14 protein-coding genes are annotated in these 17,965 nt (G+C 69.2%); 3 read left to right on the top strand and 11 right to left on the bottom strand.

What is annotated here, in order from left to right; all coding sequences use genetic code 11:
• Positions 1-10: 10 nt before the first annotated feature.
• The 6 genes from KDK82_RS24265 to KDK82_RS24290 form a co-directional block, all read right to left on the bottom strand.
• Positions 11-772, bottom strand: coding sequence for a fumarylacetoacetate hydrolase family protein (locus tag KDK82_RS24265; RefSeq protein WP_088166456.1), 762 nt, complete (start codon positions 770-772; stop codon positions 11-13).
• On the bottom strand, positions 769-1,449 hold the full coding sequence (locus tag KDK82_RS24270) for a fumarylacetoacetate hydrolase family protein (RefSeq protein ID WP_088166457.1): 681 nt from the start codon (positions 1,447-1,449) through the stop codon (positions 769-771). The genes KDK82_RS24265 and KDK82_RS24270 overlap by 4 nt, the downstream gene beginning before the upstream one ends.
• A gap of 174 nt (positions 1,450-1,623) precedes the next feature.
• Complete coding sequence (locus KDK82_RS24275) at positions 1,624-5,268, bottom strand: choice-of-anchor U domain-containing protein (protein WP_256974545.1); 3,645 nt, start codon at positions 5,266-5,268, stop codon at positions 1,624-1,626.
• A gap of 210 nt (positions 5,269-5,478) precedes the next feature.
• Entirely contained in the window at positions 5,479-5,901 is a 423-nt protein-coding gene (locus KDK82_RS24280) for a universal stress protein (RefSeq protein ID WP_012202049.1), read from the bottom strand.
• 63 nt (positions 5,902-5,964) lie between these two features.
• Entirely contained in the window at positions 5,965-6,864 is a 900-nt protein-coding gene (locus tag KDK82_RS24285) for a metallophosphoesterase (protein WP_088166459.1), read from the bottom strand.
• Positions 6,865-6,912: 48 nt separating this feature from the next.
• Positions 6,913-7,872 carry a LysR family transcriptional regulator gene (locus KDK82_RS24290; RefSeq protein ID WP_013800015.1) on the bottom strand — a complete coding sequence of 320 codons (960 nt, stop codon included), beginning with the start codon at positions 7,870-7,872 and terminating at the stop codon, positions 6,913-6,915.
• A 141-nt stretch (positions 7,873-8,013) separates the two neighbouring features.
• Here KDK82_RS24290 and KDK82_RS24295 point away from each other — a divergent pair, with 141 nt between their 5' ends.
• A complete protein-coding gene (locus KDK82_RS24295; RefSeq protein WP_047472899.1) occupies positions 8,014-8,433 on the top strand; it encodes a hypothetical protein in 420 nt (139 codons plus the stop codon).
• Between the two features lie 142 nt (positions 8,434-8,575).
• Here KDK82_RS24295 and KDK82_RS24300 read toward each other — a convergent pair whose 3' ends face one another.
• From KDK82_RS24300 to KDK82_RS24305, 3 genes are all read right to left on the bottom strand, one after another.
• Positions 8,576-10,441 carry a phosphoenolpyruvate carboxykinase (GTP) gene (locus tag KDK82_RS24300; RefSeq protein ID WP_088166460.1) on the bottom strand — a complete coding sequence of 622 codons (1,866 nt, stop codon included), beginning with the start codon at positions 10,439-10,441 and terminating at the stop codon, positions 8,576-8,578.
• Positions 10,442-10,766: 325 nt separating this feature from the next.
• The gene (locus KDK82_RS32875) at positions 10,767-10,916 is read right to left on the bottom strand and encodes a hypothetical protein (protein WP_013800017.1); all 150 of its coding nucleotides are present in this window, start codon (positions 10,914-10,916) and stop codon (positions 10,767-10,769) included.
• Between the two features lie 105 nt (positions 10,917-11,021).
• Entirely contained in the window at positions 11,022-12,221 is a 1,200-nt protein-coding gene (locus KDK82_RS24305; protein ID WP_065344929.1) for a threonine ammonia-lyase, read from the bottom strand.
• 135 nt (positions 12,222-12,356) lie between these two features.
• Here KDK82_RS24305 and KDK82_RS24310 point away from each other — a divergent pair, with 135 nt between their 5' ends.
• Both KDK82_RS24310 and KDK82_RS24315 read left to right on the top strand, forming a co-directional pair.
• Complete coding sequence (locus KDK82_RS24310; RefSeq protein ID WP_088166461.1) at positions 12,357-13,385, top strand: AraC family transcriptional regulator; 1,029 nt, start codon at positions 12,357-12,359, stop codon at positions 13,383-13,385.
• 146 nt (positions 13,386-13,531) lie between these two features.
• Positions 13,532-14,659: a siderophore-interacting protein gene (locus tag KDK82_RS24315; RefSeq protein WP_088166462.1), complete on the top strand. Its 1,128-nt coding sequence runs from the start codon at positions 13,532-13,534 to the stop codon at positions 14,657-14,659.
• Between the two features lie 33 nt (positions 14,660-14,692).
• Here KDK82_RS24315 and KDK82_RS24320 read toward each other — a convergent pair whose 3' ends face one another.
• Together KDK82_RS24320 and KDK82_RS24325 are read right to left on the bottom strand one after the other, a co-directional pair.
• A complete protein-coding gene (locus KDK82_RS24320; RefSeq protein ID WP_088166463.1) occupies positions 14,693-16,213 on the bottom strand; it encodes a class I adenylate-forming enzyme family protein in 1,521 nt (506 codons plus the stop codon).
• Between the two features lie 45 nt (positions 16,214-16,258).
• The gene (locus KDK82_RS24325; protein WP_088166464.1) at positions 16,259-17,965 is read right to left on the bottom strand and encodes an acyl-CoA dehydrogenase family protein; all 1,707 of its coding nucleotides are present in this window, start codon (positions 17,963-17,965) and stop codon (positions 16,259-16,261) included.

Genomic DNA, 17,965 nt, shown 5'->3' on the forward strand with positions numbered 1-17,965 from the left:
TGCGGTGGGTTCAGGAGGCAGCCGGCGCGTCGCCGACGATGGTGTTGACCAGGCGGCCCAGGCCTTCGATCTCGGTGACGATCTCGTCGCCCACGCGGGAGTCGGCCACGCCGTCGGGCGTGCCCGTGAGGATGAGATCGCCGGGGTTCAGCGTCATGAAGCCCGACAGGTGGGCGATCAGCGAGGGGATGTCATGCACCATGTCGCGCGTGCTGCCGTCCTGCTTGAGCTCGCCGTTGACCCAGCTGCGCAGGCGCATGTTCATGGGGTCGGGCACATCGGCCGCATCGACGAACCACGGGCCCACGGGCGTGGCGCCGTCGCGGTTCTTCACGCGCAGGTTGGGCCGGTAGAAGTTCTCCAGGTAGTCGCGTATGGCGTAGTCGTTGGCCGTGCAGTAGCCGGCGACCACGCTGTAGGCGTCTTCGCGGCGCACGTTGCGGCAGGTCTTGCCTATGACCACGCCCAGCTCGCACTCGAAGTGCATGTAGGCCACGTCGGCTGGGCGGTACGTGCGGCCGCGGTGGCCGTTCAGTGTGTTCGGTCCCTTGAGGAAGACCAGCGGCTCCTCGGGCGCCTTGTTGAAGGCGATTTCCTTGGCATGGTCCGCATAGTTCAGGCCCAGCGCGAAGACGGTGCCGAACTGCAGCGGCGGCAGCCACTGCACGGCGGTCTCCGCCACCAGGCGGCCATCGGGCAACTGCACCTGTCCGTGCGGGCCTTCGGTGACCTGCAGGGTCTGTCCTTCGAAGATGACGCGTCCGTGCTTCATGCTGCTGCTCCCTGTTCTGCCACCACCGAATGCGTGAGCCGGCCCAGGCCGGGCACCTCGATGACCACGCGGTCCCCGGGCCGCGCCAGCGGCGCGCCCTCGCCCGGGCCCAGCAGCAGCACGTCGCCGGGCGACAGCGTCATGAATTCGGTCACGCCGGCCAGCAGCCTTGCGGGCGAGCGCACCAGATCGGAAAAACCGCGCTGCCAGACCTGTTCACCATTGATGGACACCGTGAGCGTGGCCGCCTGTGCGTCAAAGCCTGTGCCGCGAACGAGGGTGCCCAGCGGGCAGAAACCGTCGCGACAGCGCTGGCGGATGGCGGGGCGGTAGTAGTTCTCGTGCGGCAGCGTGAGGTCGCTGGCGATCAGCCAGCCGGCCACATGGTCCATAGCCGTTGCTTCGCTGGCGCGCGTGGCGCTGCGGCCGATCACCAGGCCGATGCTGGCATCGACGCGGACCTCGCCGGGATCGGCCGGCACGGCCACCGATGCGCCGTCGCGTGCCCAGGTGTTGCGTGGCTTGAGGTAGAGCACGGGGGCGCGCGGAGCGGCCTTGTAGGGCGCGCTGTCGAACTGCGGCGACAGGCGCTGCACGGTGGCCTGCTGGTTGAGCAGCGTGCCGTAGACCGTGCCCAGCGCAAGGCCGTCATCCAGGAGAAAGGGCTGAATCTGCATGGTGTGGATTTAGTTAACGTGGTAATTATTGTTTTTGCAACAAGCCCCGTCAACACGGTGGATTCAGGGTTTTCCCAGGCCGCTGCAAAAAGCCCCTGCGCGGCGAACCGTGCAGGGGCTTGAAGGGGGTACCGGGTGCGGCCAGGTGCGGCCGGTGCAGAAGGCGCGGGGGCGTCAGCCGCGGCGGCGGCGCAGTGTGGCGATGCCGCCCAGGGCCAGCGCCAGCAGCGCCTGGGCCAGTGTGGACAGGCCGGGCACGGGGGTGGCCGTGGCGCCGGGCGGCAGGGCCGCAGGCGCGGCCACCGCCACGGGGTCCACGATGACGCCGTTGGCGGCCAGGTCGCTGTCGCCCGTCTGCCCGTCGGTGATGTCGAAGCTCACCGAGCGGCGGTCGGGTGCGAAGCGGTAGGCCGAGGCGCTCAGCTCATACCAGTGCGCTGTGGGCGTGGCGGCCGTGGGGCCGTACTTCCAGAGCGTGGCCTGGGCGGGTGCGGCTTCAGGCAGGTCCATGCGGATGGTGGCCATGGAGCCCGGCGTGCCGCCCATGAGCACGAAGCTCAGGCTGCCGTAGGGCAGGCGCAGGTTGCCCGGCAGCGGGCTTTGCGAGGGCGCGGGCTGAAAGCCTGCCGAGTTCGAGGCGAACTGCCACTGGTCCGCACCCACGTTGCCCGTGCCGTTGCTGACGCCCGCCGTGTTGCTGCCCGTGCCGATCTGCGTGCCGATGGGCACGGGCTTGCTCAGGGCCAGCACAGCCGGCGCGCTGGCCGTGCCCGAGGCCGGCAGGTTGACCGCATGCACGCGGTAGCTCACGGCAGGGTCCAGGCCGGTGAAGGACAGCGTGGCAGCGGTATTGGCCGCGGTGCTGACCGTGTTGCTGGCAGGGGCCGGCAGGCCGGCGGCATCCAGGCCGGCCATGACCTGTTCCCAGCTGGGGACGGGCGCATTGGCGGGCAGGGCCACGGCGCGCAGGCTGCCGCCCACGCTGGGCGTGGCCTGGACCGCGGCCGATGTCTGGTCCACGGCCTGGGCGGACAGGGCCACGGTGGACAGCGCCGGCACCGCCAGGCTGTCCAGGCGCGCCTTTTTCCAGGCGGCATAGGGCAGGTCCTTGGCCACGGTGCCATCGCCGTAGAAATCGGCATCGCCGCAGTCGCTGATGATGTCCACGCTGCCGCCTGCGTCCAGGCTGGCCGGCATGGCGCCTATGCCTTCGGCCGAGCAGGCGGTATTGGGCACGGTGATGGCTGCCAGGTCGGCAGCGCGCGGGCGCAGGTTCAGGGCCAGGCCAGCGCCGTTCACGCGGCCATCCCAGGAGTAGAGCTGGAAGTTGCGCGGCGCGGTGCCCGTGGCGCTGGCCGAGGGAGCGGCAATGATCAGGTACTCGCCGGCCGCGTTCTTGCGGATTTCGCGGATGCCGCGGCCGCCCAGGTCCAGGCGGATCGGCTGGCCCATGGTCGCGCTGCCCTTGCTGCCGCCATCGGCCGCAGGCAGGGCCGCGAAGTTGGTCACGGGCACGATCAGCGCATGCGTGCGGCCCGTGGCGTCGTCGGCCGTGACGGCGGGCGCGCCCGGCGCCAGCACCAGCGGCGCGCGAAAGCCCAGCCAGGCGGCGCCGTCGTCGGGGCTGGTGGACATGCCTTCGATGGAAAAGCCGCTCATCGTCTCGGCCTCGGGCGCCTTGGTGGCGCCGCCGTCCGAGCTGGCCACCAGGCCCAGGTAGTTGGCGGCAAGGCCGTCATGCGCGGCCGCGTCCCAGCTGCGCAGGTCCTCGCGCAGCCAGCGGTAGTAGCCACTGGCGGTCAGCGCCGTGGAGGCGCCGGAGCCGGTCACATCCATCGCCGCCAGGCGCCAGCGGTCGGTGCGCGACTTGCCGCTCTTGTTGTTGGAGTGCGAGCCCGCCACGTACACGCGGCTGCCCAGTGCAAAGCTGGCCTCGATGTCCATTTCCTCGTCGCTCTTGCAGCTGTCCAGGCCCGTGAGGCCGGGGGCGGTGCAGGCGGCGGCATCGGCCAGGCCCAGGGCGGTCCTGTCCAGCATCAGCGGCTTGATGGGCAGCCCGCCGGCCGGGCCATAGGCCGAGAAGGAGTTGCCGGCCGGCAGCGCATTGCCCGAGGCATCCTGGGCGGGCGCCTCGTCGTCGCCCACCAGCATGGTGGCGGCATCGATGACGATGGCCGTCGATGCGTCCGAGCGCCCGGCCAGCCAGCGCGGGCTGGTGTTGGCTGCGGTGTTGGCCGAGGCCGCGTACTTGATGGTGCGGCTGACGGAGGCGCCGCCCGCGTTGGTCAGCGTGACGGTGATGTCGGCATAGCCCACGCCGGTGGGCGTGATCTTGAGCACGGCGTTGCCACCGCTTTGCGTCGCCACCAGGCCGTTGGCGGCGACCACGGCGAGATTGCTGGACGTGGCGCTGACCGTGGCGGCCGGATCGCTGACGGTGAAGGACAGGCCCGTGCCCGCGAGGACATCGCTGGCATCGCCGACCACGCCCGAATAGGCGGTCAGCGCGGGCAGGGAGGTCGTCGGGGGCGGGCTGGTGGTGACGGGCGCGGAAACGCTGGCTACCCCGCCGCCCAGGCTGTTCACCGCACGCACGCGCACCTGGTGGCTGCCGGCCGCCAGGCCGTCCACGGTCTGGCTGGTGCCGAACACCGCCAGGCTGTGCGACACGGTGGCGAAGCCGTCACTGGACAGTTCGACCAGGTAGTAGGACGCGCCGCTCACGCTGGCCCACTGCGCCTGCACGCTGTTGCCCGAGGCGCTGGCATTCACGCTCGCAGGGGCTGCGGGCACGGTAGCCGGCGGGGACACTTCGGGTGCCCAGGCCAGGCCGTACAGCACGCCGTCGATGCCCGATGCCAGCGGCTGCGGCGTGCCCGCCAGCGTGCTGGTGCGGCCCGAGGCATCGAACAGGCGATACAACTGCCCGTCGGAGCCGGTGGCCAGCAGCATGACCGCGCCCTGGCCCAGATGCACGGCTGCTAGACCATGGGCGCCTGCCAGCGGCGCCGAGCCCCGGGCCACCCAGGTGCCCGCTTCCAGCGTGTACTTGCGCACCGTGCCGGTGCCATCGTTGTTGGCGGCCACGTAGAGCGTGTCTGCGCCCGGCGTGCCATCGAGATCGAGGAAGGCCAGGCCGCGCAGGTTGTTGCCCGCCAGGCCCGGCAGCGCGCTGACTGCGGGCGTGCCTGTCGTGGGCAGCCCGGCTCCGATCCTGTTGAGCGTGTCGCCGCTGGCAAAGGCCGCGTAGAGCTGGCCATCGGCCATGGTGATGCCCTGGGTGTTCTTGTTGCTCAGCTGGGTGGCGCTGGTGGCATCTTTCTGGACGAACCAGATGCCGCGGTTGGCGCTGGGGCTGCCGCTGCCGCTGGCCCAGGCGCGGCTGCAGTCGTCGCTGACCACGCTGCGAAAGGCATCGCCGACCAGGGCCGTACCGCCCAGCCGCGTGCCATTGCCCACCACACCGTCGGCATCGACAAAGGCCACGCCGCGTGCCGCCGCCGTCTTGGGATCGGCGCCGCCCGGTGCCACCGCATAGCCGGGGACCGTCAGGCACAGGCCGTTGGCCGAGCGGTTGAGCAGGCCTTCCGAGCCCGTGCTGCTGGCCGTCAGCGGCGTTGCACCGCCTGACAGCGGCAGCGATTGCACCAGGGTGCCGTCCACGCGGTACTCGTCCAGATACACAGGCAGGGCGCCCGTGCCGGTGCCCACGCGGTAGGCCACCAGGTTGCCCGGGGTGAAGGGCGCGGACCATGCAGCGCCACACAGGGCCAAGCAGGCCGTTGCAATTGCCTTGTGCCGCCAATCCAAAGTATCCATGCGCATACTCACCATCCCCTGTGTGACAAATCGCGCGACTGTAAAAGGCGGCTGTGACAGCCCGGTGACGGCAGGCCATGCACGATGGCGGCAAGCTGCCATGCAAAAAAAGACGGCTCCCGCGGGGGAGCCGTCTTTGGTTCATTGCGCCGTGAAGCCTGCGCTTTGCTTTTTCTGGTTATGGGCGCCGCATGTCCACGGTGCAGCGGATCAGCGGATCAGCAGCACCGGCACCTGGCTGCCGGCCAGCACCTGGGTGCTGACCGAGCCCATGACCAGGCGGCCCAGCGCGCCATGGCCATGCGTGCCCATGACCAGCAGGTCGAACTTGCCTTCCTCGGCGGCCTTGATGATGGAGTCGGCGACCGGGCCCACCTTGCTCAGGCGCGTGGCCTGCACGCCGTGTTCGGCCAGGTAGCTGCACACGGGGTCCAGCACCTTGGTCGATTCCTCGGCGTAGTACTCGTCCACCACCTCCTTGCCCAGGGCGGCGCGCGCGCGGGCCGGCAGCTGGGGCTGGACGGTGATGGCGCTGTAGCTGTGGGCAGAGCCCAGGATCTCGGGGTGCGAGGTCAGGTAGGCCAGCATCTTCTGGGTGTAGGGGCTGCCATCGACTGCGAGCAGGATGTTCATGAAAGTCCTCCTTTGGTATGGCCCAAGACTAAGCCCAAGCCGGGATGGAGTGCTTGATCCAGGTCAAGCGCGGACCGGCGCATCTGCCACCTCTGCCGCCCCTGCGGTCACGTGCGCCGGCAACTCGATGGTAGAGCGCGGGAAAAAGCCCTCCTGCTCGCCCTTGCGTGCATAGCCCAGCGGGTTGGCCACCACGCGGCAGCGCCAGGCGCTGCCATCGTCGCGCAGGCCCTCGGCCACATAGTCGCTGGGCGAATGCAGGTGGCCGTGCAGCCACAGATCGGCAAAGGGCAGCAGGTCGTCGAGCACATTGCAAAAGCCGGCCGTGCCGGGCACCAGGCCATAGCGCGGATCGGCGCTGCGCAGGCTGGGCGCGAAGTGCGTGACGGCCACAGTGGGGCCATCGAAAGGCTGGGCCAGCGCCTGGCGCAGCCATTGCTGGCAGACCAGCGACTGCTCGCGCATGGGCTCGGCCAGAAAGGGCTCGCCGCCGCGCGTGCCGCCGGTCTTGTGCAGGTAGAAGTTGGCGGCGCGAAAGGCCTTCTCGCGCAGCTTGAGCAGCCGGGTCAGGTCGCTCACGCCTTCGTGCATGGACATGGCGTCGTAGTCGCTCCACAGCGTGGTGCCCACGAAGCGCACGCCGCCCAGCACGGCAGTCTCGCGCTCCAGCCAGACCATGCCCATGCGCTCGCAGGCGGCACGCAGGCGGGAATGGGCGGCGTCGAAGTCCTGCATGTCGTACTCATGGTTGCCCGGCACGAAGATCACGGGACAGGGCCAGCCCGCGTACTGGGGCAGGGGAGAGAAACGCTCCAGCCCGAAGTGCTCGCCTTGCAGCAGGCTGCCGCTTTGGTAGGAGCCTATGTCGCCGGCCAGCACCAGCACGTCGGCATCGGGTGCGGGCTCGGCGATGAAATGCGGATGGGCCTCGAGGTGCAGGTCGGACAGCAGCTGGATCTTCATGCGGCCAAGTGTAGAACCTGCGCTGGCGCGCGCCCCCGCAACACGCTCTCAGGTGTGCGGGAAGGTGGCTTCGGCCGAGCGCGTGAGCGTGCGCAGCAGCCATTCATAGGCCTGCGGATGCTGGCCGCGCCGGCGCCACAGCGCGTCCACATGCACGGGCTGCACGTCGAAGGGCAGCTCGCGCAGCACCAGCTTGTCGGCCATGCCGGTCACGGGCACGAAGTGGCGCGGCAATATGGTCAGCAGGTTGGAGTTCATGACCACGCGCCCGGCCGTGAAGAACTGGTTGACGGTGAGCACCACCTGGCGCGTGCGGCCCAGCGAGGCCAGGGCCTCGTCGATGAAACCGAAGGAGCGGCCCGAGAAGCTCACCAGCATGTGGCGCGCCGCGCAGTAGTTGTCCAGCGTCAGCGGCACATCGGCCAGCGGATGGCCCTGGCGCATCACGCACAGGTACTCGCCTTCGTACAGGCGCCGGCTGTCGAAGGCCACCAGGGCGCCTGACTGCGCGCGCGCCGTCAGGTCGGCCAGCGCGGCGGGGAAGTAGCCCACGGCCATGTCGGCCTCGCCGGCCTCCAGCAGGCCGCGCGGGTCGCGCGTGGTCAGCGGCAGCACGCGGATGCCCACGCCGGGCGCCTCGCGCTCCAGCAGGCTGAACATGGGCGGGATCAGCGTGGCCGCCGTGGCGTCGGCCATGGCCAGCACAAAGGTGGCTGTGGCGGTGGAAGGATGGAATTCGCCCGGCGTCAGCGTGTCCTGCAGCTGCTGCAGCGCCTCCCGGATCACGGGCCACAGCGCCAGCGCGCGCGGCGTGGGCTCCACGCCCTGGCCCTGGCGCACCAGGAGCTCGTCGCCCAGGGCCTCGCGCAGGCGGCGCAGGGCGTTGCTCACGGCCGGCTGGGTGATGGCCAGCTTGTGGGCCGCCCGCGTCAGGCTGCGCTCTGCCATCACCTCGTCGAAGACGCGCAGCAGGTTCAGATCCAGTGTGCGGAAGTTCAGGGCAGACATGGCGGCGGGCGCTGAGTCATCACTGGCGTGAATGCTACAGATTCAAGATATAAATTTGAAGAGCTCTAGGGTAAACCCTATAGTTACACCTAGTCGCCCGCCACGCCGTCAAAAGCGGCTATTTAACTGGGTTTATCTGCCATGAGCAACTTCATTTACAACTCCTACTGTGTCGAGCACCCTGGTGTGGTGCATGTCTATCAAGCCGCCGATGACCGCAAGAGCGCTGCCAAGCGTTTCTCCGGCAAGCGTGGCGCCAGCGCCCTGCTGCTCGCTGCCCTGGTGGCCGCGCTGATGGTGGTGGTCAACGAGGTCGCCCACAACTGGACCGACGGCCACATGCTGGGCGCCTGGGTGGTGCTGTGGGTCGCCGCCTTCATGGGCTTGGCCCTGTTCTCCGCTCCCGCCCGCCGCGCTGCCATGATGGCCCGCGCCGGCTACCGCGCCTGGACCGAGAGCCGCCAGCAGGCCGCTGCCGACGAGCGCATCTGGAATGCCGCCCTGCAGGACGCCCGTCTGATGGCCGATCTGGCCCGCGCCATGGATCGTCAAGGCAACTGATCTCTGCCTGGGGCGCCTTTCGGCGATCCTCCAAAAAGGCCGCTGCCCACAAGGCGCGGCTTTTTTGTTGTCTGGGGGGCGTCGTTGAAACGCCACAAAAAAGCCTCGCACTGCGAGGCTTTTTCTATGGGCTGGCGCCGGATCAGGCCGCCAAGCGCTTTTCGAGTTCGGCCTTGGTCACCAGCAGCTCCTGGGGCAGCTTGTGGGCCAGCTTGTCGAAGTGCTCGGTGTGCAGCTGCATTTCCTCGGCCCAGGCGGCCTTGTCGATGCTGGTCACGCTGGCGAACTGGTCTGCGGAGAAGTCCAGGCCGGTCCAGTTGATCTCGGCGTACTGGGGCGCAATGCCGAAGGCGGTCTGCTCGCCCTGTGCCTGGCCTTCGAGGCGGTCGATCATCCACTTCAGGACGCGCATGTTCTCGCCGTAGCCGGGCCAGACGAACTTGCCGTCGGCGTTCTTGCGGAACCAGTTGGTGGTGAAGATCTTGGGCAGGACGGCGCCCTGACCTTCGATCTTGGCGCCCAGCGTGAGCCAGTGCTGGAAGTAGTCGCTCATGTTGTAGCCGGCAAACGGCAGCATGGCGAAGGGGTCGCGGCGCACCACGCCCTGGGCGCCGAAGGCGGCGGCCGTGGTTTCCGAACCCATGGTGGCGGCCATGTAGACGCCTTCGGTCCAGTTGCGGGCCTCGGTCACCAGCGGCACGGTGGTGGAGCGGCGGCCGCCGAAGATGATGGCGTCGATCTTCACGCCCTTGGGATCGTCCCAGGCTTCGTCCAGCGCGGGGTTGTTGGTCGCGGCCACGGTGAAGCGGGCGTTGGGGTGGGCGGCCTTGGCGCCGGTTTCGCGGGCAATCTGGGGCGTCCAGTCCTTGCCTTGCCAGTCGATCAGGTGATCGGGCTGCTTGCCGGTGTCCTTGTCCATGCCTTCCCACCACACGTCGTTGTCATCGGTCAGCGCGACGTTCGTGAAGATCACGTTCTTGTCGAGGCTGGCCATGCAGTTGGGGTTGGTGTGGTAGTTCGTGCCCGGAGCCACGCCGAAGTAGCCGGCTTCGGGGTTGATGGCGCGCAGCGAGCCGTCGGCCTGGGGCTTGATCCAGGCGATGTCGTCGCCGATGGTGGTGACCTTCCAGCCTTCGAAGACCTTGGGCGGCACCAGCATCGAGAAATTGGTCTTGCCGCAGGCGCTGGGGAAGGCCGCAGCCACGTGGTACTTCTTGCCCTGGGGGTTGGTCACGCCCAGGATGAGCATGTGCTCGGCCAGCCAGCCCTGGTCGCGGCCCATGGTGGAGGCGATGCGCAGCGCAAAGCACTTCTTGCCCAGCAGGGCGTTGCCGCCGTAGCCCGAGCCATAGCTCCAGATCTCGCGCGTCTCGGGGTAGTGGACGATGTACTTGGTCTTATTGCAGGGCCAGCTGGTCTGGTCCTTCTCGCCTTCGGCCAGGGGCGCGCCCACGGTGTGCACGCAGGGAACGAACTCGCCTTCGACGCCGATCACGTCATACACGGCACGGCCCATGCGGGTCATGATCTTCATGTTGACGGCCACATAGGCGCTGTCGGACAGTTCCACGCCCACGTGGGCGATGGGCGAGCCCAGCGGGCCCATGGAGAAAGGCACCACATACATGGTGCGGCCGGCCATGCAGCCGTCGAACAGCGGCTGCAGCGTGGCGCGCATCTCGTTGGGGGCCATCCAGTTGTTGGTCGGGCCCGCATCTTCCTTGTTGGCCGAGCAGATGTAGGTGCGGTCCTCGACGCGCGCCACGTCGGATGGGTCGGACCAGGCCAGGTAGCTGCCGGGGCGCTTGACGGGATCGAGCTTCTTGAAGGTGCCGGCATCGACGAGCTGCTGGCACAGCTGCTCGTACTCTTCCTGGGAGCCGTCGCACCAGTGGATCCGGGCGGGCTTGCACAGTGCGGCCATCTCGGCCACCCAGGCGATCAGTCGGCTGTTCTTGACGTAGGCAGGGGCCTGGATGTTCAGGCCTTGCATGACGGGTGCGTTCATCGCGGAGCTTCCTTCAATTGAAAAAACCAGTTTTTCAAAGGGGACGCGCCTGTTGCCGCGCCAACTTTGAGAAACGGGCTCTTGTTCAGTCGGCGCGCGAAGGAAGCTCTTCTCGGGGCGGCGAGGCGGCGCTGGCGGAAGCTGGCGGCGCACCGGCTGGGGATTCGATTCTAGGGAGCGGTCACGAATTTGTCAGCAAACGAATGGCAAAAACTATGCATTCTGTGCATTGAAATATGCAAGATGATCTGTCTGTTTGCCTATGCAATAGGCAAACAAAAAGCCCCGCAAAGCGGGGCTCGGTGCAGGGGGCGAAGGGGCCGTATCAGGCCATGTTGACGGCGATGAAGGCCAGCAGAAACATCATCACGGCGCCCGCCAGGGGCAGGATGACGGGCATGTAGGGGACGATGGCCTCGGTGGCGTCTTCGGGGGGCGACTGCTCGCCGTGGTTCGCTGCGGGATCATGCGACATGCAAAAGCTCCTGGCTGCCAATGGGATGCCCCATTCTAGGCAGGCCTGCCCGCCCGCGCCTTCGGGGAAAGCCATGACACAAGGGGCCAGGGGCCTGCTAGGGCTCTAGACGGCGTTGACCTGCATGCCTTCGGCCTGCAGGGCAGCGATGACCTCTTCGATATGGGCCTTGTTGCGGGTCTGCAGCACCAGCTCGATTTCCACGCTCTGCGCGGCCAGCATGGTGAAGGCGCGCTGGTGGTGGACTTCCTCGATATTGGCCCCCGCCGCCGCCACCGTGGCCGTGATGCGCGCCAGCACGCCGGGCACGTCGCGTGCGCTGACCTTGATGCGCGCCAGTCGCCCGGAGCGCACCATGCCGCGCCCGATGATGGCCGCCAGCAGCAGCGGGTCGATGTTGCCGCCCGACAGGATCAGCCCCACCTTCTTGCCCGCGAAGTGCTGCGGATGGCGCAGCAGCGCGGCCAGGCCTGCGGCGCCCGCACCCTCGACCAGGGTCTTCTCGATCTCCAGCAGCATGAGCACGGCCTGCTCGATGTCGCCTTCATCGACCAGCAGCATGTCGTCCACCAGGCGCGATACGACTTCCTGCGTGATCGCGCCGGGCTGGGTGACGGCAATGCCCTCGGCGATGGTCGAGGTGCCCATGGGCAGCCCGGCCTGGCGCACGGCATTGAACATGGACGGAAAGCGCTGGGTCTGCACGCCGATGATCTCGATGCCCGGGTTCAGTCCCTTGGCCGCCGTAGCCACGCCCGCGATCAGGCCGCCGCCGCCGATGGCCACGATGAGCTGGTCCAGGTCGGGCTGCTCGGCCAGCATCTCCAGCGCCAGCGTGCCCTGGCCCGCCGCGATCTGCTCGTCGTCATAGGGGTGGACGAAGCACAGGCCCTGCTGCTCGGCCAGCGTGTAGGCATGCTGGCGCGCCTCGGCCAGGGAGTCGCCGTGCAGCACGATCTCGGCGCCGAAGCCGCGCGTGCGCTCCACCTTCACGCCCGGCGTGAAGCGCGGCATGACGATGACGGCACGCACGCCCAGGCGCTGCGCGTGGTAGGCCACGCCCTGGGCATGGTTGCCGGCGCTCATGGCGACCACGCCGCGTGCGCGCTCCTCGGGCGAGAGCTGGGCCAGCTTGTTGAGGGCGCCGCGTTCCTTGAACGAGGCCGTGAACTGCAGGTTCTCGAACTTGAGGTAGACCTGCGCTCCCGTGATCTGGGACAGCGTGCGCGATTCCACACAGGGCGTTTCGAGCACGGCGCCGCGCAGGCGGTCGGCGGCGTTCTGGATGTCTTGGAGGCTGAGCATCACGCATTGTGGCGCACGGCGGCCCGGGCGCGCGGCAGGGCACGCCATGGATTCCCCGCAGAAAGCGCCGCACCGGCGCGATCCATAAAATGAGAATCATTCTTGTCTTTGGGGAGCACACCGCTCCGGCTGGCCATGGCTCTTTCCTCTGTCCAAACACCTGCACGCCCTCCGCGCTGGCTGGGGCGGGGCACGCTGCGTGCCTGTGACTTCAGCGGTCCCGACTACCGCATCCTCGACGCCGAGGTCACGGCCGAGGACGCGCTGCTGGCCGGGCACCTGCAGTCCTGGCAGGTCCAGCCCGGCCTGTGGCTGCATGGCGTGGAGGCGCGCGACCTGCGCACCATGAGCACGCGTTCGCCGGCCGTGCCGGGGCTGCACCTGGTCGTGCTGCTGGAGGGCTGCGTGGACGTGGCCTTCGGCAGCCAGGGCCTGCAGATGCAGGTGGCGCCCGCCAGCCCGGCCGGTGCCCATGTGCAGGCCTGCGGCGCCGTCATCCATTCGCGGCCCGGCGACATGTTCATGCGGCATTGGCGGCGCGGAAAGTTCGAGCGCAAGCTCAGCATCACCGTGCAGCCGCAATGGTTTGCCGCCCAGGCCCTGCCCATGGTCGCGCCACCGCTGCTGCGGCACTGGATGGAGCAGCAGTTGCTGGCCATACAGCCCTGGCAGCCATCGCCGCGCGCCGTGGCGGTGGCCGAGCAGATCATCCAGCTGGCGCGCGAAGGCTCTGCCCCCCTGCTGCTGGCCAGCCGCACGCTGGAGCTGGTGCACGAGGCTGTGCAGGCGCTCGACGCGCCCGAGCCCGACCCGGCGCAGACCGTGCCGGGCGTGCTGGGCGTGCGCGAACACCGGCGCATGGCGCGCCTCAAGGCCTTGCTGGACAGCGGCGGCGACGGCTGCCGCCCGCTGGCCGATATCGCGCGCGAGGTCGGCCTGAGCGCCAGCGCCCTGCAGCGCCAGTTCCGCCTGGCCTACGGATCGAGCATCGACGGGTACCGGCGCGAGCAGCGGCTGGAACGCGCCTGGGCCGCGCTGGAGCAGACGGGCTGCAGCGTCTCCGAGGTCGCGCATGCGGCCGGCTATTCCAGCGCCGCCAATTTCTCCACGGCCTTCAAGCGCCGCTTCGGCATCTCTCCCAAGCTGGTGCGCGCCAGGCTCTGAGGGCCTGATGGGCTTATGGGCTTATGGGCTTATGGGCTTATGGGCTTATGGGCTTATGGGCGCGCTGCGCAAACGTCGGCGGGGCTGGCGCAAACCCCGCGGGCGCTGCGCGATGCTGCAATCACCGAACGAAAGGACATCCGTCAATGACACAGCTGCAGGCACGCACTTCGGTGCGCATGGACAGGGCCGAGGAGGCCATCGCCGCCATCGTCGGGCACATGCAGGAGCACGACATCACCGTGCGCCGCGAAGGCACGCGCTGGGTGGCCGACTACGAAGGCGGCCGGGGACAGCTGTGGCTGGAGGGCGGGCAGGTCCATGCGGAGGTGGCGGCACCCGGCGTGGAGCTGCTGCAGGACATGAAGCTCATGCTGGCCCACCTGCTGCTGGAGGCCACGGGCGCCGCCGACGGCTCCCTGGCCTGGGAGGGTGACGGCGCCGCGCTGCAGCGCCCGCCGGCCTTCCGCGAACTGCGGGTGCTGGCCGTGCGCGATCTCACGCCGCACATGCGCCGCGTGCGCTTTGCCTGTGACGACATGGCGCGCTATGCGCAGGACACAAACATCCACGTCAAGCTGCTGTTCCCCCAGCCCGGCGTGACCGAGCCCGAATGGCCCACGCTGTCGGCCAGCGGTCTGCTGCGCCTGCCCGAGGGTGACATGCGCCTGGACATGCGCACCTACACCATGCGTGCGATGGGTGTGGATGGCGTGGACAGCGAGGCGGGCGGCGCCCATGGATGGATGGACGTGGACTTCGTGCTGCACGAGGACGCCGGCCCCGGGTCCGCCTGGGCCGCGCGCGCCCAGCCGGGCCAGCGCATCGGCATGACCGGCCCCGGCGGGCGCACGGCCACCCCGGCCGACTGGATGCTGCTGGCCGGCGACGACACCGGCCTGCCGGCCATGCTGCGCATTGCGGCCGCCCTGCCGGCGCACACGCGCGGCCATGTGTTTGCCGAGGTCCAGGGTCCGCAGGACGAGCAGCCCGTGCAGGCACCCGCAGGCCTGCAATGGCACTGGCTGCACCGTGGCGCTGCCGAGGCCGGCACCACCACGCTGCTGATCGATGCGCTGCGCGCCGTGCGCTGGCCGGATGCGTTGGCCGGTCATCCCGCCAGCCGCTTCGTCTGGGCCGCTGGCGAGTTCGACACCGCCCAGGCCGTGCGCCAGTGGGCGCGCGAGGAGCGCGGTCTGGAAAAGCACGAGCAGCTGGTCGTGGCCTATTGGCGGCGGGGCATGAGCGAGTCGGATTTCAAGGCCGCAAAGTAGGCCACGCAGGAGGCCTCGCAGGAGGCCGGCGCCTCAGGTGGCGCTGCGCTCCTGACGCAGCAGAAACTTCTGCAGCTTGCCTGTGGGCGTGCGCGGCAGGCTGGCCGCAAAGACGAATTCACGCGGGATCTTGTAGCGCGCCAGCCTGTCGGCCAGGAACTGCTGCAGTGCCTCGGCCTTCGGCGCGGCCTCGCCGCGCGTCACCACGTGGGCGACGACGGTCTCGCCCCATTCGGCGTGGGGCCTGCCCACGACGGCGACATCGGCGACCTGGGGATGGGCCGACAGCGCGTCCTCCACCTCCTTGGAATACACGTTCTCGCCACCCGTGATGACCATGTCCTTGGTCCGGTCCACGATGAAGAGATAGCCCGCGTCGTCCAGGCGCGCAAGATCTCCCGTGCGGTACCAGCCGCCGGGCGCGAAGGCGGCAGCCGTGGCCTGGGCGTCGTGCAGGTAGCCGTCCATCACGCTGCCGGTGCGCAGCCAGATCTCGCCGGTGTCGCCGGGGCCGGCATCCTCGCCGTCGTCGCGCACCACGCGCATGTCCACGCCGGGCAGGGCCACGCGGCCGATGGAGCCGGCCCGCTCCACCTGCTCCTCGGGGTAGAGCGTGGTGCCCGTGGGGCCGGTCTCGGTCATGCCGTAGACCTGGTAGAAGCGGTCGCTGCGGTAGGCCGTGGCCAGCTTGCGCGCCATGTCGGCGCCGATGGGGCCGCCGCCGTAGACCCAGGCGCGTACGCTGCTCAGGTCGTAGCGGGCAAAGTCGGGCAGCATCTGCAGCGGCGCAAAGTAGGAGACGGGGGCGCCGAAGTACAGCGTCACGCCCTCGTCCTGCACGGCCTGCAGGAAATGCTGCGGGTGGTACTCGCGCAGCAGCACCACGGTGCCGCCCATGTACAGCGTGCCGCCAAACCAGTTGTTGAGCGGCGAGGAATGCCAGATGGGCATGGCCATCAGCGTGCGTTCCTCGCGCGTGATGGACAGGCCCAGTGCGGCCGTGATCGCCGCCAGCGTGACGGCGCGATGGCTCAGCAGGCAGCCCTTGGGCCGGCCCGTGGTGCCGGAGGTGTAGAGCACCTGGGCGATGTCGCCATCGGCGGGCCGCGTGCCTTCCATGGGCCTGGCGGCCGCCACCAGCGTGTCCCAGTCCTGGACACCCGGGACGGCCTTTTGCGCCTCGGTCACAAGGCGGGCGCAGGGGTGTGGCGCGGCGGCAACCACGGGCGCGAGTGCGGCGTCAAACACCAGGGCCTTGCACTGCGCGTGGTCGAGGATGTACTGCAGCTCGGGTGCCTGCAGCTTGTGGTTGACGGGCACCAGCGCGGCGCCCAGGCGCCAGGCGCCGAACAGGGCCTCTACAAAGCCCGGCGTGTTCAGGCACATCAGGGCCACGGTATCGCCCCGGCCCACGCCCTGGGCCTGGAGCACGGCGGCCGCGCGCTGCGAGCGCCGCTGCATGTCGGCATAGCTGATGGAGGCGCCGCGGTCGCGCAGAAAGGCCTTGGCGGGCGTCTTGCGCACGGCGCTGTCGAAGGCGTCGAGCAGGTTCATGTCTTGTCTCCTTGTGCTTTGTTGTGTGGTGGGCCGGCGGCCGCTTCAGGCGGGCAGCGCGCGCTGCAGGATGGCGGCGATGTCCAGGCCTGCCGGGTCGAAGGCGCCCGCCACCATGGCGCCCTGCTGCGCCCCCAGGCGCGTGGCGATGAAGCCATCGGCCATGGCGGGCGGAGCATGGCGGCGCAGCAGGCAGGCCTGGGCCAGCAGCACCAGGTCCTGCACCAGGCGGCGTGCCTGGGCCTCGAGCTGGTCAGGCGGGCCGGACAGGCGCCGTGCCAGCGATTGCGCCTGCTGCTGCAGCGCGGGCTCGCCCGCTGCCGTGTCGATCAGGTCCTGCAGCAGCAGCTGTGCGCCGTCGGGCTCGCGCGAGATGGCACGCAGCACGTCCAGGCACATGACGTTGCCCGAGCCTTCCCAGATCGAGTTCACGGGCGCCTCGCGGAACAGGCGCGCCATCACGCCCGTGTCCACGTAGCCGTTGCCGCCCAGCACCTCCATGGCCTCGCCCGTCAGCTCCACGCCGCGCTTGCAGACCCAGAACTTGGCCGCTGGCGTCATGATGCGCTTCCAGGCGCGCTCCAGCGGATCGCCCTCGTCGCCTCCACGCTCATAGGCCTGGGCCAGGCGCATGGCGATCTGCAGCGCGGCCTCGCTTTCCAGCGCAAGGTCGGCCAGCACGGTGCGCATCAGCGGCTGCTCGGCCAGCTGCTTGCCGAAGACGCTGCGCCGGCGCGCATAGGCCAGGGCCTGCACCGTGGCCGAGCGCAGGATGGCGGCGCTGCCCAGCACGCAGTTCAGGCGGGTGTAGGTGGCCATCTCGATGATGGTGGGAATGCCCCGGCCTTCCTCGCCCATCAGGATGCCCCAGGCGTCCTCGAACTCCACCTCGCTGCTGGAGTTGCTGCGGTTGCCCACCTTGTCCTTCAGGCGCTGCACGCGCACGGCATTCCTGCTGCCGTCCGGGCGCCAGCGCGGTACGTAGAAGCAGGCCTGCCCACCGTGGTTCCCCTCGTTCGTGCCCATGCGCGCCACCACCAGGTGGGCATCGCACATGGGTGCCGAGAAGAACCACTTGTGGCCGCGCAACAGGTACTCGCCGCCACGCCCGCCGGCGTGCACCGGCATGGCCACCGTCGTGTTGGCGCGCACGTCGGAGCCGCCCTGCTTCTCGGTCATGCCCATGCCCAGCCACATCGATGCCTTGTCGGCCACGGGCAGGTCGCGCGGATCGTATTCGTGGCTGAACAGCTTGCCCTGCAGCTGCTGCCACAGCGCCGGTTCCTTTTGCAGCAGCGGGATGGCGGCCGTGGTCATGGTGGCCGGGCACAGCGTGCCCTGTTCGACCTGGCCGTGCAGGTAGAAACCTGCGGCCCAGGCGCTCCAGCGGCCCGCGCTGCTGTCCTCGAAGGGCAGGGAGATCAGCCCCTGCTGCCGGTATAGTCCCAGCAGCGTGTGCCAGCTCGGGTGGAACTCCACGGCGTCGATGATGCGGCCGCGCGCGTCGAAGCGGTGCAGCTCGGGCGTGTGGCGGTTGGCCTGCTCGGCCAGCTCCCAGGTGGCGCGCTCGCCCAGCTGCTGCGCATAGCGCGACAGCGAAGGGATGTGGCGCGCGGCGCCGTTGCGCTGAAGGGCCTCGGCCAGGGCAGGGTCGGCCTCCAGCAGGTTGAAGTCGGTGAGTTCGTCGACCTGGTTCAGGACGTCGTGCGTGTTCCAGGTGTGCCCTGTCTGCAATGTCTGGCCGGTGCTCAT

The sequence above is a fragment of the Delftia sp. K82 genome (assembly GCF_002193035.1).
In the GTDB taxonomy this organism is placed as follows: Bacteria; Pseudomonadota; Gammaproteobacteria; order Burkholderiales; family Burkholderiaceae_C; genus Comamonas; species Comamonas acidovorans.